At 71.9% G+C, this 17406-nt stretch carries 10 protein-coding genes; 3 read left to right on the top strand and 7 right to left on the bottom strand.

Translation table 11 applies throughout. From position 1 onward, the window contains the following. The first annotated feature begins 31 nt into the window (after window positions 1–31). Both AB5970_RS13500 and AB5970_RS13495 read left to right on the top strand, forming a co-directional pair. Entirely contained in the window at window positions 32–2767 is a 2736-nt protein-coding gene (locus AB5970_RS13500) for an ATP-binding protein (protein WP_370504468.1), read from the top strand. A 60-nt stretch (window positions 2768–2827) separates the two neighbouring features. Beyond that, window positions 2828–4045, top strand: coding sequence for a cation:proton antiporter (locus AB5970_RS13495; protein ID WP_370504467.1), 1218 nt, complete (start codon window positions 2828–2830; stop codon window positions 4043–4045). A gap of 31 nt (window positions 4046–4076) precedes the next feature. Here the strand turns inward: AB5970_RS13495 and AB5970_RS13490 are convergent, their stop codons facing one another. From AB5970_RS13490 to AB5970_RS13460, 7 genes are all read right to left on the bottom strand, one after another. Further along, complete coding sequence (locus tag AB5970_RS13490) at window positions 4077–5405, bottom strand: M15 family metallopeptidase (RefSeq protein ID WP_370504466.1); 1329 nt, start codon at window positions 5403–5405, stop codon at window positions 4077–4079. Window positions 5406–5547: 142 nt separating this feature from the next. Further along, window positions 5548–7554: a beta-galactosidase gene (locus AB5970_RS13485; RefSeq protein ID WP_370504465.1), complete on the bottom strand. Its 2007-nt coding sequence runs from the start codon at window positions 7552–7554 to the stop codon at window positions 5548–5550. Further along, window positions 7551–9674: a beta-galactosidase gene (locus AB5970_RS13480; RefSeq protein ID WP_370504464.1), complete on the bottom strand. Its 2124-nt coding sequence runs from the start codon at window positions 9672–9674 to the stop codon at window positions 7551–7553. The genes AB5970_RS13485 and AB5970_RS13480 overlap by 4 nt, the downstream gene beginning before the upstream one ends. A gap of 115 nt (window positions 9675–9789) precedes the next feature. Beyond that, window positions 9790–12801, bottom strand: a complete 3012-nt coding sequence (locus tag AB5970_RS13475; protein WP_370504463.1) for a glycoside hydrolase family 2 TIM barrel-domain containing protein — start codon at window positions 12799–12801, stop codon at window positions 9790–9792. After that, window positions 12798–13610 (bottom strand): carbohydrate ABC transporter permease, encoded by an 813-nt coding sequence (locus AB5970_RS13470; protein WP_370504462.1) that lies wholly within the window; start codon window positions 13608–13610, stop codon window positions 12798–12800. The genes AB5970_RS13475 and AB5970_RS13470 overlap by 4 nt, the downstream gene beginning before the upstream one ends. Next, a complete protein-coding gene (locus AB5970_RS13465; RefSeq protein ID WP_370504461.1) occupies window positions 13603–14583 on the bottom strand; it encodes a carbohydrate ABC transporter permease in 981 nt (326 codons plus the stop codon). The genes AB5970_RS13470 and AB5970_RS13465 overlap by 8 nt, the downstream gene beginning before the upstream one ends. A gap of 89 nt (window positions 14584–14672) precedes the next feature. Beyond that, the gene (locus tag AB5970_RS13460) at window positions 14673–15992 is read right to left on the bottom strand and encodes an ABC transporter substrate-binding protein (RefSeq protein WP_370504460.1); all 1320 of its coding nucleotides are present in this window, start codon (window positions 15990–15992) and stop codon (window positions 14673–14675) included. 346 nt (window positions 15993–16338) lie between these two features. On the opposite strand from AB5970_RS13460, the gene AB5970_RS13455 reads away from it, so the two are divergent. Then, window positions 16339–17370, top strand: a complete 1032-nt coding sequence (locus AB5970_RS13455; protein ID WP_370504459.1) for a LacI family DNA-binding transcriptional regulator — start codon at window positions 16339–16341, stop codon at window positions 17368–17370. Window positions 17371–17406 lie beyond the last annotated feature (36 nt).

Here is a 17406-nt window from a genome sequence, read left to right as displayed (position 1 = left end):
GGACGACGTTCGCGGCGGGCATGATGGCGTCGTGGAACTCCTGGTCGGGCGCGAGCGCGAGCTCGATCAGCTGACCGCGTTCGCGCTCGCCGCCCAGGACCGCGGCGGCGGACTCCTGCTGCGCGGACCGGCAGGCATCGGCAAGTCGTTCGTGCTCGCGGCCCTGAGCGACCAGGCCCGTTCGCACGGGTTCCACCAGCTGACGATCTCCGGGATCCAGTCCGAGGCGCGGCTCGCCTTCGCCGGCCTGCACCAGCTCGTGCGACCCGTGCTCGACCGCGCGACCGACCTGCCCCCGCGACAACGCGACGCGCTGCTGTCCGCCTTCGGCATGACCGACGTCCTCGCGCCGGATCCGTACCTGATCGCCCTCGCCGTCCTCGAGCTCCTCGCGCTGACCGCGACCCGCGCGCCGGTCCTGGCGATCGTCGACGACGCCCAGTGGCTCGACCGCCCGACTGCCGACGCGCTCGCCTTCGTCGTGCGGCGGCTCGGCGACGACCGGGTCGCGTTCGTCGTCTGCGCCCGGGACGGGTACGAGACACCCTTCGACACGCTGGGCCTCCCGGTCATCGAGCTCGGCCCGCTCGACCACGAACGCTCGGCGGCGCTGCTCGACCAGCGCGCACCCCACCTCGACGAGCGCCTGCGCGCACGCGTGCTGAACCTCGCCCGGGGCAACCCCTTGGCTCTCACCGAGCTGGCGTCCGCACGCCCGCAGCACGGGAGCCAGCACGGCACCGGTGCCGAGGTGGCGATGACCGCTCGGCTCGAGCGGGCGTTCACCTCTCGCTACGTCGAGCTCCCGGAGGCGGTCCGCACGCTCCTGCTGGTGGCTGCGGCGGGCGACACGAACGACCTGCGCGAGCTGGTCGTCGCCGCCGATCTGCTGCTGCCCGGCACCGCCGCCGACCCCGACCTCTGGAAGCCGGCCGTCGACGCGCAGCTGGTGACGGTGTGGGAGCACCGCGTCGAGTTCCGGCACCCGCTCGTGCGCTCGGCGATCTACCAGGGCGCGGGCACCGCCCAGCGGGTCGCCGTGCACACCGCGCTCGCGACCTCGCTCGAGGCCTCTCCCGACCGTCGAGTCTGGCACCGGGCTGCGGCAACCCTCGGACCCGACGAGGACGTCGCGGCGGAGATCGAGGCCGCGGCGGACCGGGCCGAGGCACGCGGCGGCCAGACGGTCACGCTCGAGGCGCTCGAACGCTCCGCCGTCCTGACGCCCGACCTCGGCAGGCGAGCCGAGAGGTTCCTGCGTGCGGCGGAGCTCGCCCTCGAGCTCGGTGACCCGGAGGCTGCCACCCGACTCAGCCGGCTGGCCCAGGCCGACGCCCTCAGCCCCCGGTCGCGTGCTCGGCTCCGGCTGCTGTCGGAGATGCTGAGCCCGAGCCCGTCGAGCACCGCCGGCGTCGCCGCCAAGGCCGACGAGCTCATCGACGTGGCCGACGTGCTGTTCGCGCAGGGCGACGCCGACCTCGCCCTGCGGTTCGCGCACCTCGCGGCCCAGCAGACCTGGGTGACCGACGTCGGGCAGGAGCTCCGCAGCGCGGTCCTGGCCACCGCCGAGCGCGTCGCGCCCTCCACCACGGACCCCGTGCTGCTCTCCGTCTACAGCCTGACCGACCCCATCGGGCACAACAAGGTGCTGATCGCGCGCTCCGGTGACCTGGTGCCGCACGACATCGACGCACACACCGCGCACCTCGTCGCGACGGCCCTCAACTTCGCCGGAGCGTTCGCACTCTCCGCACCGTTCTCGTCCGCCGCCGCGACCACGCTGCGCGCCGAGGGCCGGCTCCGACAGCTCGTCGTGGTGTCGGCTCAGCAGGCGTGGAGCGCGTTCCCCCCGCTGGACTGGGCGGTGGCCGTCCCCGCCGCGGACGAGACCCTGCGCCTCGCCCGCGAGACGGGCCAGCCGCTCTGGGAAGCCAGCGCGCTCATCGTGCAGGCCATGCTGGCCGGTGTCCGCGGTGAGTTCGACGAGAGCGCCGCGCTGGTCGGCGCCGCCGAGGCGATCGCCCTGCCCATGGGGGCCAACGCCATGCTCTGCGGCCTGCAGCTGACTCGCGGGCTCGCGGCGATCGGCGCCAGCAGCTACGACGAGGCCTACGAGCAGCTGCACCGCCTGTTCGACCCGCACGACCCGGCGTACCACCACTTCCAGAGCGCCTGGGCGCTCGGTGACCTCGCCGAGGCTGCCGCCCACACCGGCAACGTCGAGGCCGCACGCGCGCACCTGGACAGCTTCGCCCAGCACGCGCAGACCGGGGAGTCGACCTGGACCCAGGTGGCGCTGCTCTACGCCCGTCCCCTGCTGGTCGACGACGACCGTGCCGAGGCCGCGTTCCGCGGCGCCCTGCACGCCGACCTGTCCACCTGGCCGCTCTACCGCGCCCGCCTGCTGCTCGGCTACGGCCGGTGGCTTCGTCGCCAACGCCGTGCGGCCGAGTCCCGCGCTCCGTTGCGCTCCGCGCGGGAGGCGTTCGACGCCCTCGGCGCGCGCGCCTTCGCCGAGCAGGCTCGTGCCGAGCTGCGGGCCGCCGGCGAGCGCAGCCAGGGTGCCGAGACTCATGCCTGGCAGCGCCTGTCGCCGCAGGAGCTGCAGATCGCGCAGCTGGCGGCCGACGGGCTGTCGAACCGGGAGATCGGCACCCGCCTCTACCTCTCGCACCGGACGGTCGCGTCGCACCTGTACCGCGTCTACCCGAAGCTGGGCATCACCACCCGGGTCCAGCTGAGGCCCGCGCTGGAGCAGCTGGTCTGACGGGTGGCCCGCAGTCGACTGACTCAAGACCGGCCCCGCCTCCGCGCCTAGCGTCACGGCATGACGCTCACGAACGTCGCCCTCATCAGCCTGCTGGCGGTCGGCGCCCCCGTGCTGGCTCGCGCCTTCCGTCGCGCCGCGGTCCCGGTCATCGTCATCGAGATCCTGCTGGGCATCGCTGCGGGACCCCGTGGACTCGGCTGGGTCGAGGTCGACGGCGCGGTCGGCGTGCTCGCCCTGCTCGGCGTCACGTTCCTGTTCTTCCTCGCCGGTCTCGACGTGGATCTCGGCAAGATCCGCGGCGCGCTCCTGGGCCGCTCCCTCGCCGCCTACGCGCTCGGCCTGGCCATCGCGTTCGGCCTGGCCCTCGCGCTCAGCGCCGCAGGGCTGCTGGACGCTCCCGCCCTCGTGGCGATCGCCTTGTCCGCGACCGGCCTGGGGCTCGTCGTGCCGATCCTGCGCAACGCGGGCCTGGCTCGGACGCCGGACGGTGTGCAGGTCATCGCCCTCGCGAGCGTGGCGGAGTTCGCCGCCGTCGTCGTGCTCGCCCTCGCGTTCAGCAGCGGCAGCACGCCCGTGGGCACCGTCATCCTGCTCGTCTCCCTGGCCGCGCTCGCCGTGCTGGTCACGCTGCTGGGAGAACGCCTCCGCCGGTTCCGCCGCGTGACCACCGCGATCGATGCGCTCTCCGGCGGCACCGTCCAGCTGAGGGTCCGACTCAGCGTCGCGCTCGTCATCGGGTTCGCCGCCCTGGCGCAGCTCGGCGGGCTGGAGGTGGTCCTGGGCGCGTTCTTGGCCGGCGGCATCCTCAACGTCCTCGACGGCTCCATGTCCGATCCCGTGTTCCGCGCTCAGCTGGACGGCCTCGGGTACGGCTTCCTCGTGCCCCTGTTCTTCGTGACCAGCGGAGCCCGCCTCGACTTCTCGGCGCTCTCGCTGTGGCCTGATGCGCTGCTCGTGGTCCCCCTGCTCACCCTCACGCTGCTGGTCTCCCGCGGGGCGCCCGCCCTCGTCCTGCGCGCCGGGGACACCGCCACCCGCCGCCTCGGGGCCGGCCTGCTGTGCGCGACCTCGTTGCCGTTCATCGTCACCGCCGCACAGCTCGGGGTCTCCGACGGCCGGCTCGGTACTTCGACGGCGGCGGCGATGACGACCGCCGGACTGATCGGCGTCCTGCTCTTCCCGGCACTCGGGGTTCCGCTCCTGCGGCGGTCGAGCACGGCCGTCCCCCTCAGCGAGGACGACCGACCCGTGATCACCCGCGATCGGGAACGCTAGGTCCCACGCGCAGCACGACGGTACGGCGGCGTCACGGAGCGGACGGCGCCGCGGAGGCGGTCGGACTGCTGCTCGGCGCCGGCGTCGGGGTCGGCGTGGCGCTCGGGGTCGCCGCCGGCGCGACCGGAGCGACGCTGGGCTGCTCGACGACGGGCGGCGCGGGCGCGGTCGCGGGCGGGGTGGTGGGCGCCGGGACGCCCACCGTGATCGGCACCGACGTGCCGGTTCCGGCGTCGTCCGACGTGCCGAACTCCCAGTGCCACGGCTCGTGGGGTCCGCGGCCACCCTCGTCCATGTAGGTGGGGTGGTGCCAGCCGTAGGTCATGGCGTTGGCCTTGAGCCAGGCGTACTGCGCGGACCGGTACCCGCTGGCCTGGTCGAGGTCGACCGCCAGGCCCCAGCCGTGGTTGGACGTGCCGGGCACCGCGGCCATGGTCCCCTTGGCCGCCCGGGTGCTGATCTGCTCCTCGAGCGTGCGGTACGAGCCCGTGATCCTGAGGTCGTGGCCGAAGTCCAGGCGGTAGGCCGCGTTCAGGCGCGCCAGCGCCTCCGCCGCGTCGCACCGCAGGTGCTGGCTCGGCGCGAACGCGACCGCGCAGAGCACCTTCAGCGGGATGTTGCCGTTGGTGTACCCGTCGGTCGACCGGGCCTGCTCCTCCACCTTGGCCACGGCCGCCTTGGCGTCCTCGTCCCCGGTCACCGCGATCTGCTGCGCCACGACCGTGATGCCGGCGGCGGCGTCCCGGGCCTGGACCGCGGACGTGGCGGCCGCGACGACGTCCCGGACCTCGGCGGCGGCGTGGGTGGCCGCGACGGCCGAGTCGAGCAGCGCGACCTGCGGGTCGGCGGCGACCAGCAGGCGCGTCATCGCGGCGTTCTGCGCCGACTGGTCGCCCAGGTCGAGCGCGACCAGCAGGACGTCGGTCTCGACCCCCTCGACCACGCGCGTGGCCTCGGCGACGTCGCCCGAGGCCACCTGCTCTCGGGCGCCCAGCACCCGGTCCGGCAGCTGCTCGGCGGTCAGCCCCACGGTGACGGGCACGGGCGCCGCGTCCACCAGGTCGGCACGCGACATCGTCCGCGAGGCCGCCTTCGTGGTGTCCACCAGCGGGTGGCCGACGAGCGTGACGGTCGCCGCCTCCACCGCCGCCACGCGGTCGTCGAGCTGCGTCAGCGCCTGCGTGTACGCCGGTCCGGTCGGCTGCCGCGCGGCCAGCGCCTCGCCGCCGGACGCCGCCTGCGCGGCGTCGACGGCGTGGGAGGCGTCGCCCGGCGGCGCGGCCAGGACAGCGGTGAGGAACACCATCGACGCGAGGATCACGACCGACTCCCACAGCCGGCGACCCTCACGCAGGCGCACCGAATGACGACCCTGGGTCGTCCGTCGTGGTCCGAGCACTGGTTGTCCTCCGCGATGCGTCGTCCGACGATCCCACCGCGACACCGGGCGCGTCGACCCGCCAGACGGGGGGATCAGGCCGACGACGCCCGGGTCTGCCGGCTCAGTCCTCTCGGACGACGACGACCCCCCGTGCGGGGACGACCGCCCCCGCCTCGTGACGGCGGTCGGCCACGAGGTCGTGCCCGGAGACGTGCAGAGGCAGGTCCGTGCCGGAGTGGTTGATCGCGAACAGCCAGCTACCGGTGGCGCTCGTCCGTCGGACGACCTCCAGGCCACCGGGAGACGGCACGACGGACGGCACGCCGGCCCCGGCGACGACGCGCCCGAGCAGGTCGGAGAGGGACGGCTCGTCGAGCCGGGTCGACAGGTACCACGCGGCACCGCCGGACCGTGTGTCTCGGCGCGTGACCGCCGGGCCGCCCGCCGCCGGACCGTCGACGTAGGTCGCCAGGACCTCGGCGCCGGTCACCGTCATCCGCTCGGTCCAGACCTCCCCGGTGCTCCCGTCGCTCAGCGTCGTGGTCCCCTCGGCCACCAGGGGCGCGAGCTCCTCCACGCGCACCCCCAGCAGGTCCCGGAACGCCCCGGGGTACCCACCCAGGATGACCCGGTCGGAGCCGTCGACGATGCCCGAGAAGTACGAGACGAGCACCTGCCCGCCGCGAGCCACGACGGCGGTCAAGCGGTCCGCGAGATCCTCCGGCGCGAGGTACAGCGTGGGCACCAGGACGACGTCGTAGCCGTCGAGCGACGACCCGGCCGGCAGGACGTCCACCGCGACACCCGCGTCGAGCAGCGCGCCGTGCATGCGCTGCGCGAGGTCGAGGTAGCGCAGGTCGACGGTGGGGTGGGCCTCGAGCTCGGCGGCCCACCACGCCTGCGTGTCCCACAGGAGCGCCACCCGCGCACGCTCGACCCGGCTCCCCCGCACCTCGCCCAGGCGGCCCAGGGTGGCACCGAGCTCGACGACGTCCCGGAAGAGGTCGGAGTCCCGCCCGGCGTGCGGGACCATCCCGGAGTGGAACTTCTCGGCACCGGCGCGGGACTGGCGCCACTGGAAGAACAGCACCCCGTCGGAGCCGCGGGCGACGTGCTGCAGCGAGTTCCGCAGCATCTGCCCGGGCTCCTTGGCGATGTTGCGCGGCTGCCAGTTCACCGCGCTCGTGGAGTGCTCCATGAGCATCCACGGGCTCCCCCCGGCCAGCCCGCGGGTCCGGTCCGCGCTGAAGGCGAGCTCCGCCCACCCGCGCGGGTCCTCGCCCCACAGGTAGTGGTCGTTCGAGACGATGTCGACCAGCGGGGTCGTCTGCGTGTAGTCGATCTGGTTGAAGCCGCCCATGACCATGTAGTTCGTCGTCACGGGCAGGTGCGGCGCGACCTCGCGCAGCACGGCGGCCTCGGCCTCCAGGTGCGCGACGAAGGCGTCGGACGAGAACCGCTCGAAGTCGAGCCGCTGACCCGGGTTGGGGATCGTCGTCGTCCGCCGCGGCGGCAGGATCTGCGCGAAGCTCGTGTACCGCTGGCCCCAGAACGCGGTCCCCCACGCCAGGTTGAGGGCGTCGACATCCGCGTACTGCTTGCCCAGCCAGTCCTGGAACGCGGCCGCCGACACGTCGCAGTAGCAGCGCCCGTTGTGGCAGGCGAGCTCGTTCGAGACGTGCCACATCTTCACCGCGGGGTGGTGCCCGTAGCGCTCGGCGAGCACGCGGGCGATCCGCCTCGCGTGGTGCCGGATCACGGGCGACGAGACGCACCACGACTCGCGGCTGCCGTGCGTGTACCGGACCCCGTCGGCGTCGACGGGAAGCATCTCCGGGTGGGCCAGGTGCAACCACACCGGCGGCGCCGCGCTGGGGGTGGCCAGGTCGACGCCGATGCCGGCCTCGTGCAGCAGGTCCAGGATCCGGTCGAGCCAGCCGAACTCGAACCGGCCCTCCTCGGGCTCCAGCTGGCCCCACGAGAAGATGCCGACGCTCACGAGCGTCACGCCGGCCTCCCGCATGAGCGCGACGTCGTCGGCCCACACCTCCTCGGGCCACTGCTCGGGGTTGTAGTCCGCGCCGAACGCGATGCCGTCGGTGGGCCAGGTTCCCGTCCAGCGGCTCACCGGGTCACCGCCACGAGCACGTCCCACGCGCCGAGGTTGACGGTGTCACCCGCGGTGAACCGCGTCGGGGTCGGCGACGCGCCGTGCGGCGACGCGAGGACGTCGAGGTCGGTAGGGACGGTGATCACGGTGGCCTCCCAGGACCAGTTGTGGACGACGTGCACGCGCGCGCCGTCGGGTCGGGTCGAGCTGTGGACGGTGACGCTCGGTGGCAGGTCGGACCAGCCGGCCAGCGGGCTCGGCACCAACCAGCGCGCGAGGCTGCGGGCGAGCGTCAGGTCCGGGACGGTGCCGACGACCGTCACCCGGCCGGCGCCGTACACCCGGGTGGTGACTGCCGCCCAGGCTCCCAGGTGCGGGTGGACGTAGGTGGCGAGGACGTCGGCGCCGTCCGCGACGAGGCACTCGGCCCAGGCCGTCGCCGCCGCGCCCTCGTCGAGCGGGAGCTCGGCGGACCCGCGCACCGGGACCGGCTCGTCGAGGTTGGAGAACTCGTCGTACCAGGCTCCGGCCGGCTCGGACAGGCGCGCGGGCTGGGTCTCGGCCCGAGCGCGTCCCTCGTCGTCCGCATACCCCGTCCGCGGCCCGACGACCAGGTGCCCGCCGGCCTCGGCGTACCGGCGGAGCCAGTCGAGGTCGCGGTCGGAGGCCGGGTAGTACCCGGCCGCCACGAGGACCGGGTGCGTGCCGGCGGCCTGCGCCGGCGCCTCGTCGAAGAGGTAGCGCGGGCGCACCACGCGCGCCTGGAGCCCGGCGTCGAAGGCGCCCCGGTAGAAGGCCGCGACGATCCTCGGGTAGCTGTTGCGGTCCCCGGTGCCGTCGCCGAGCTGCAGCGGCGGCTGGGCCGCGAGCGCGAACCGCGCCTTCGTCGAGCTCAGGATCGCGATGTCGGCGTCGGGCGTGGCGTCGGCGATCGCGCCGCCCGCGCGGGAGAGCTCAGCACCCAGGCGGGCGATCTCGTCGTAGGCCCGACCCGGACGTCCGCTGTGCGGCAGCACGCCGCCCCAGTACGTCTCGGCGCCGTAGTGCAGCGTGTGCCAGTGCCAGTACTCGACCATCCGCGCGCCGCGCGCGACCAGCGCCCAGGCCGCCTGACGCCACTGGCCCGGGTACGCCGGGTAGTTGGTGCTCGGCCCACCGATCGCCTGGGCGTCCGTCTCGGTCACCAGGAACGGCTCGCCGCGGCTCGAGAACATCACGTCGGCGATCTGGAACAGCGCCCAGGTGCCCTCGGACGTCCAGTACTGCGGCACGACGGCCGTGCTGGGGTGCGCGAGCCCGTCCTGCATGCGGTAGTAGGGGTTCCCGCTCGTGACGTCGAGCACGGCGGCGAGATCGGCGTCCTCGAGGGCGGGTCGCTCGTAGGAGATGCAGGTGGTGACGAACTGGTCGGACCGGGCGAGCTCGCGGACCGCTCGGGCCTGCCAGTCGATCATCTCGGTGGTCAGGGCCGCCTGGAACTCGCGCCAGGCCAGGTCGTACTGCGGCTGGGCGTTGCCGTCCGGGGTCCACAGGTCCGCCCACGACGACAGCCGGTGCGACCAGTAGACGAGCCCCCACTCCCGGTTCAGGGTCTCGACGTCGCCGTACGTGTGCCGGAGGTGGTCGACGAACCGCTGGAACACCCCGTGGTTGTGCAGGAGGTGCAGCCCGGGCTCGTTGTCCACCTGGTAGCCGATCACGGCGGGGTGGTCGCGGTAGCGCTCGACGATCGCCCGCAGGATCCGGTCGGCGTAGAACCGGAACACGGGGTGCGTGAAGTCCGCCTCCTGCCGCGCTCCCCACCCCATCGGGCTGCCCGTGCGGTCCTCGCCCGCCACCTCGGGGTAGCGCCGGACCAGCCACGGGGGCAGCGCGTAGGTCGGCGTGCCGATCACCACGTCGACGCCGCGCGCCAGGGCCCCGTCGAGGACGGGCTCGAGCCAGTCCAGCTCGAACCTGCCCTCGTCCGGCTCCCACGTGGACCAGACCGACTCCCCCACCCGGATCACCGAGAACCCCGCGGCCTGCATGAGGTCGAGGTCACGCTCCAGCGTCTCCGGCTTCGGGTCCTGTCCCGGGCCCGCGTACTCGTAGTAGTACGCCGCGCCGAGGCGGACTCGGTCGTGCTGCACAGCCATGGTGGTCTCTCCGTGGTGGTGGAAGCTGCGAGGCCGGCCCGGCTCAGGGGAACAGGAACCGGTCGCCGACGGGAGTGCAGGCACTCCCGTCGGCGACGTCCCGTCCACCTCCGGCCTAGAGGAGCCCCTGGAAGGCGAACCGGAACGTCAGCTCGGTGTCCGTGGGCAGCCGGTACTCGGGATGGGTCTGCGCACCCCAGGAGTCGTCGCCGCCGACGCCGCGACGCTGGAGCGCCGGCCGCAGGACCGTCTGGTAGATCGGGGGCAGCTCGGTGTGGTGAGCGGCGTTCTCGATCTCGAACGGCGTCCACGGCAGGGCCGACAGCTCCATGCCGTGCTCCGACTCCAACCGCAGGCCGGACCCTCGCTCGTCCGTCACGGTCGCCCAGCGCACGCCCGTGCGGCTGCCCGCCTCCTGCGGGCGCAGGTAGGGAGTGAGCGCGGTGCGCACGTCCGCGTCCCACACCCCGAGCCGCGAGCCCGCCCGACGGTCGACGTAGGACTCCTCGGGCCCGTCCCCGTACCAGCGCAGGTGCCGGAACGCGGGATCGGTGAGCAGGAGGAGACCGAGCTCGGGCATGTCCGACAGCCCGGCACCGGGCCGCACCGTGAGGGTCACCTCGACGCGACCGTCACCGTCCACGAGGTAGGAGAGCTCGCACTCCCCCGCGGGCGAGGTGGGCAGCTCGTACCGGAAGCGGACGAGCACCCCCGCGTCCGTCTGCTCGACGGCGGGCTGGTCGGCGCCTCGGACGGCCGTCGCGTACCGGCTGGCGATCAGCCACGCGCCGTCCTGCGCCGGGGCGCCCCACCCGTGCTCGTTGGAGGTGGGTGCGTGCCAGAACGACGGCTGCGGCACCGAGCGCAGCAGCTCGCGGCCACCGTCGCCCGTCAGCCCGTAGCGGTAGGACTGCAGCCCCCCGTGCAGCCGCGAGAACAGGGCGGTGAAGTGCCGGCCGCGGACGCCCACGTTGTGGATGCCGTGGACGACCTCCGGCGCGGCGACCCGGCGGGTCGGGGCCACGACCGAGGCCGGGACGACCACGACCGCCTGCTCGTGCGCGACCTCGTACCCGGCCGACGCCCAGCGGGTGGTGCGACGCAGCCGGAACGACACGTCGACCGTGTACTCCCCGGGTGCGGACGGCACCGTGACGGGGAGCGCGTAGAGCTGCGACTCCCCCGGCGCGACGGCGGTCTCGAGCACCTCCTCCTGGAGCACCCGACCCTCCCGGGCGACCGTGACCACGCACTCGTGCGCCGACGACGGCGTGGCGAGGTGACGGTTCTCGACCGTCACCTTGTCGCCCTCCACCGCGAGCCGGTAGCCCTGGTAGAGGTAGCGCACCTCCTGGGCCAGCGGCTTGAGGGTGCGATCGGCGAAGACGATGCCGTTGCCGCTGAAGTCGGAGTCGTGCGGCGCGTCACCGAAGTCCCCGCCGTACCCGAAGTACTCGCGGCCCGCGGGGTCGGTGCGCCGCAGCGCCTGGTCGGCGAAGTCCCAGATGAAGCCGCCCTGGAACAGCGGCTCGCGGTAGGCGAGGTCGACGTACTTGTGGACCGCCCCGAACGAGTTGCCCATCGCGTGGGCGTACTCGCACAGCACGTAGGGCTTGTCGCGGTGCGTCGCGAGGAACTCCTCGATCTCGGCGGCCGGCGCATACATGCGCGAGACGACGTCGGTCGTCTGCGGGTACCGCGGGTCCCAGTGGACGCCCTCGTAGTGCACCGGCCGGGAGTCCTGGCGCCGGAAGTACTCCGAGACCTCGAGGATCGTCGTCCCGCCGTACGACTCGTTGCCGCACGACCACATGACGATGCTCGCGTGGTTCTTGTCCCGCTCGAGCATGCTCTCGGCGCGGTCGAGCAACGTGGGCAGCCACTCGGGGCGGTCCCCGGGCAACGCCACGTCGTCGCCGGCCCCGGCGTACCTGATCAGGTCCCACATGCCGTGCGACTCGAGGTTCATCTCGTCGACGACGTACAGGCCGTACTGGTCGCACAGCTCGTAGAAGTACGAGTTGTTCGGGTAGTGGCTGGTCCGCACCGCGTTGATGTTCAGCCGCTTCATCAGCCGGATGTCGGCCTCGGTCTGCTCCCGGGTCATCACGCGGCCCTGGAGGCCGAAGTCGTGCCGGTTGACCCCGTTGAAGACCACGCGGGACCCGTTGACCTGGAGCAGTCCGCCCTCGATGCCGAACCGGCGCACGCCCACGCGCACGGGGACGTGCTCGGTCAGGCGGCCCGACTCGTCGTGCACGTCGAGCGTGAGGTCGTACAGGTGAGGGTCCTCCGCGCTCCACAGCCGGGGGTTCTCGATGCGGACCACGAGCTCGTCGTTGCCGTCGAGCGGCCCGGCGCCGGCGATCGCCGCGTGCACGCTGCCGTCGCCGGCCAGCACGACGCGCACGCGCACCGTCGCCTCGGAGAGGTCGTCGGCGACGTCGGTCACCACGCGGACGTCCTCGACGTGCACGGCGGGCCGTCGGTACAGGACGACGTCGCGGAACAGCCCCGAGAACCGGAAGAAGTCCTGGTCCTCGATCCACGACCCGGCGCTCCACCGGACCACCTGCGCGACGATGAGGTTCTCACCGTCGACCAGGGCGTCCGTGAGGTCGAACTCCGACGGGGTGAACGAGTCCGTCCCATAGCCCACGTAGCTGCCGTTCAGCCACACGGCGACCGCGCTCTCCGCGCCGTGGAAGCTCACGCTCAGCCGTTCGCCGGCCTCGAGCGGGTGCTCCAAGGTGAACGTCCGGCGATACGTCGCGACGGGGTTGTACCGCTGCGGAACCTCCCCCGGCTCGACCTGCTCGTAGCCGTCCCACGGATACTGCACGTTGGTGTACTGCGGGCGGTCGTAGCCGAGCAGCTGCACGTGGGCCGGCACCGGCACGTCGTCCCAGCCGGAGTCGTCGACGTCCACCCGCTCGAAGCCGGGGACGACGAGGGCGGGGCTCTTCGCGTAGTGCAGCTTCCACAGCCCGTTGAGCGACTGCTCGAAGGAGCTCGTCCCGGTGGCCGCCTCCTGCGGGGAGGCGAACCACCGGTGGTCGGAGTGCGCGCCGAGCCGGTTCTCCTTGACGAGCTCGGGGTCGGCGATCCTCGTGAGGTCGAAGGTCACTTGATGGCCCCCGTGACGCCCTCGGCAAAGCTGCGCTGCAGCAGGAGGAAGACGACCACCGTCGGCACCGAGACGATGAGCACGGCGAGCATGAGGCTCCCGTAGTCGGTGACGTACCCGGCGCGCATGTTCGAGAGCAGCATGGGCAAGGTCTGGTACGCGTTGTCGACCAGGATCACCTTCGGCCACAGGAAGTTGTTCCACGAGAACAGGAAGGTGATGACCCCCGCGGCAGCGAGCGTGGGCTTCATCGTCGGCAGGTAGATGCGCCCGAAGATGCTCACCTCGCCCAGCCCGTCGAGGCGCGCCGCCTCGATGATCTCGTGCGGGAACGTCCGCGAGGCCTGCCGGAACAGCAGGATCAGGAACGGCGTCGCGATCAGGGGCAGGATGACCGCGATCGTCGAGTTCACCAGTCCCAGCTGAGCGAAGAGGCGGAACAGCGGGATCATCGTCGCCGCGAACGGGATCATGATCGCCAGCAGCAGGAGGCCCATGACGGCGTCCTTCGCCCGCGAGTGGTAGATCTCGAACGCGTACCCGGCGATCGAGCACAGGACCAGGGCGAGCAGGGTCGTCGCGATGGCATTGACCGACGAGTGGTAGGCCGCCGACCACAGGGGCTGGGCGTCGACGAGCGCCTGGAAGTTCTCGACGAGGTGGCTACCGGGCAGCAGCTTGGACGCCAGGACCTCGTTGCTCGTGTTCGTCGCGGAGACGGTCATGAAGTAGAGCGGGAAGACCGACAGGACCACGGCGACCGACAGGAACAGGTATGCGGGGATCCGGCGAAGGGTTGTCCTAGTCACGCTTGTCGCCCACCTTCAGCTGGATGGCGGCCAGGATGGCCACGATGATGAGGATCGCGTAGGAGATGGCGGCCGCGTACCCGAAGTTCGGGCTGTTGCGGAACGACACGTTGTACAGGTAGTGCGAGACCGACATCGTCGTGTTGCCCGGGCCACCGGCGGTGAGGTTGAACGACTCGTCGAACATCTGCAACGTCCCGTTCGTCGACAGGATCGCGCACAGCAGGATGATCGGCTTGAGCTGCGGCATGGTCACGTACCAGAAGGTCTTGAAGCCGTTCGCGCCGTCGACGCGGGCCGCTTCCAGGGTCGAGCGGTCGATGTTCTGCAGGGCGGCCAGGAAGAAGATCATGTTGTAGCCGGTCCAGCGCCACAGCAGGCCGAGGATGATCACCATCCGTGCGGTGCCCGTCTGGCCGAGCCAGTTGACGGGACCGTCGAGTATCCCGAACTGCGTGAGCAGGTCGTTGGCGAGGCCGTCGGTCGCGAAGATCTGCCGGAACACCAGCGAGTACGACACGAGGCCCACCGCGCACGGCAGGAAGATCGCCGTCCGGAAGAAGCCCTTCCACCGCAGCCACGGCGCGTTGAGCAGGTTCGCCAGCACCATGGCGAGGAAGAGCATGATCGGCACCTGGATGATCAGGTAGATGAACGTGGTGCTCAGCGTCAGCCGGAACTGGTCGTCCTGGAACAACCGCTGGTAGTTCAGCCACAGCGGCTCTGCCCAGTGGAGCTTGGTCCCGCGTCCCGTCTTCATCGACAGGAAGAGCGCCTGGATCATCGGCCAGAAGTTGACCAGCACGATGATGGCCGCGGCGGGGATGATGAACGTCCACCCGGTCAGGCTGCGGCGGCGTTGGATCGCCGACAGGGGTGCCGCCTTGGGCGGCCTGGACGGACGGGACTTCTTCGTCCCTGGCAGGGGCGCGCTCGGCGCGCGGCCCTCGGTCGGTGCGGTGGGAGCGGACACGAGAGGCTCACCTCTTCTTCGCTGACGACGGACGTGGCACAGAAGCGGGCGGCGGAGACGTGTTCTGGCCTCCGCCGCCCGGCCTCAGGTCACCCCATGGCGAACTCGACGGTCTGCTGCGCCTGGTCGAGCTCGGCCTTCGGGTCCGCGCCGTTGAGGATGTTGGTGATGGCGACGCTCACGGCGTCGCGACCCTCGTAGTAGTAGGCACCCGTGTTGTTGCTGGGCACCTTCGCGGCGAACTTCAGCACGTCGGCGTAGATCGGCTGCCCGCCGAAGAACGCCTGCGGCTCGTTGTAGACGTCCGAGTCACCCGCAGGGAGCCAGTTGGCGAGCGCACCGGACTTCGGGAGGATCGTGTCGTAGAACTCGGTCGAGCCGGCGAAGGTCGAGTTCAGGAAGTCGGCGGCGAGCGCCTCGTTGCCGTTCGGGGTGATCGCCCACGACGAGCCGCCGTTCGCGGTGTAGTTCGTCGCGCCGTCGACGCCGTCGAGCTTCGGGACGTTGGTGACGGCCCACTTGCCGGACTGGTCGGCGGCCGACTGGATGGAGCCGGAGATCCACACGCCGTTGACGACGCCGGCCGTGTTCGAGTTCACGATCGTGTTGATGTACTCGTCCCACGAGTTGACCTCGACGAAGACGCCGGACTTGACCAGCTGCCCGTACATGTCGATGGCGGCCAGCAGCGCGTCGTTGTCGGTGATGGTCGGCTTGCCCTGGTCGTCGAAGAGGCTGGCGCCGGCGCTCTGCAGCATCATCATGATCGTGTCGGCCGAGTTGGCCTGGCCGGTGAGCAGCGGCTTGCCCGTCTTGGCCAGCACGTCCTTGCCGAGCGTGAGGAACTGGTCCCACGTGATGTCGGTGAAGTCGTCGATCGTGTAGCCGGCCTGCTCGAGGATGTCCGTCCGGTACGCGCCGATCGCGGCCCCGTTGTCGAACGGCACGCCGTAGTGGGTGTCGTCGACCGTGGAGTACGCCACCACGGAGTCGGGGAACTGGCTGAAGTCCACGTCCGAGTCGGAGAAGTCGGCGAAGATGTCCGGGTAGTTGATGACGTTCTTCTGGAACGCGTTGTTCTGCATGAGGAAGATGTCGGGCAGCTGGTCGGTCTCGCCCGACTGGGCCAGCGTGGTCAGCTTGGTCTGCAGGTCGTCCCACGGCGTCTCGACGATGTCGAGCTTGAAGTCCGGGTGGTCCTTCTGGTAGACCTTCTCGGCCTCCTGGAGGGCGTAGATGTTGAACGCCGGGTCCCAGGCCCAGACCGACAGGGTGTTGTCGCCCGTCCCACCGCTCGCGCCAGTCGTCTCGTCCCCGCCCGAGCCGCCGTTCCCACCGCTGCAAGCGGCGAGCGCGAGGCTCAGCGACAGGACGGCGCCCAGCGCGCCGAGCGTGCGTGTCTTCTTCATCGGGTGATCCCTTCGTGCTGTTGGTCGTCCCGTTGACCGCCGGCTCTCGCCGAGCCGCCGGCTCCCGCGTGCCCCCGCGACGTCGCGGCGGATGAGCGGGACAGGTCGACTGCTGTGTGGAGGTCGTGCGCCGTGCTGTGGGTCAGGCGGCTAGCAGGTCCGCGCCGCAGGGGTCCGGTCACCTTCGACCACGAGCGACGACGGCGTCACTCCACCCCTCCGGCAATTGGTGACGTCACCATAGCAGCGCCTCGGTACTTCCTTTCATGACACTTTGGTAACGGTCTGCTGTGGAAGTTCGGCCGATGTTGACGTCACCATCCCGATTCGCCACTACCATCTGGCCATGACCACCGCGCCAGCGCCCGGCCGCCGCCGATCGGGCCCCTCGATCGGCGACGTCGCCCGCCTCGCCGGTGTCTCACCGCAGACGGTCTCACGCGTCTCGACCGGCGCCGACTCGGTCCGGCCGAGCACCCGCGCCAAGGTCGTGCACGCGATGGACCAGCTCGGGTACTCGCCGAACCGCGCGGCCCAGGCGCTGCGGAACGGCACGTTCGGCGCCATCGGCGTGCTCTCGACCGGCTTCCAGCGCACCGGCGAGGCCCTCACCGCCGAGGCCCTGGTCGAGGCCGCCGCGCTCGAGGACTACTCGGTCACGCTCCTGCACGTGCGCAACCCCGCTCGGGACGGCTGGGACAACGCGGCGCACCGCATCTCGCACCAGGCCATCGACGGCCTCGTCATCATGCGTGCCGAGCAGGCGTCACCGGCGTCGCTGGTGCTCCCCGCGGGCATGCCGGTCGCCGTGTCCTTCTCCAAGTTCGCGGGCCACTACCCCACCGTCACCGCCGACCAGGTCCAGGGCAGCGAGGACGCGATGCGCCACCTGCTCGGCCTGGGACACCGCACCGTGCACCACCTCGCCGGGCCGCGCGACTCGGAGCACGCCCTCGTGCGCAGCGGCACGTGGCGCCGCTGCCTGCTGGAGGCCGGGATCCGTCCGCCCGAGCCGGTGTACGGGGACTGGAGCGCTCACGACGGCTACGAGGCAGGGAAGCGGTTCGCGGCCGACCCCGACGTCACCGCCGTGTTCTGCGCCAACGACGAGATGGCGCTCGGCCTGGTGCGGGCGCTGCACGAGGCCGGCCGCCGCGTGCCTGACGACGTGTCCGTGGTGGGCTTCGACGACATCGCCGTCGCCGGCTGGACCTCGCCGCCCCTGACGACCGTCCGGCAGGACTTCCACGCCATCGGCCGCGCCCTCATCACCCTCGTCGTCGGCCAGCTCCGGTCACGGACCGTCCCACCGCCGGCCCTGACGGTCGTGCCCACGGAGCTCATCGTCCGGGCGAGCACCGCACCCCCTCCGCACTGACTCTCGGCCCGGCACCCCAGGGCCGCACATCCCGCC

Source organism: Cellulomonas sp. ICMP 17802, assembly GCF_041295535.1.
Classification (GTDB): Bacteria; Actinomycetota; Actinomycetes; order Actinomycetales; family Cellulomonadaceae; genus Cellulomonas.
Note: the sequence above shows the minus strand (reverse complement) of the source record. Positions and strands in the feature narration are given on the sequence as shown.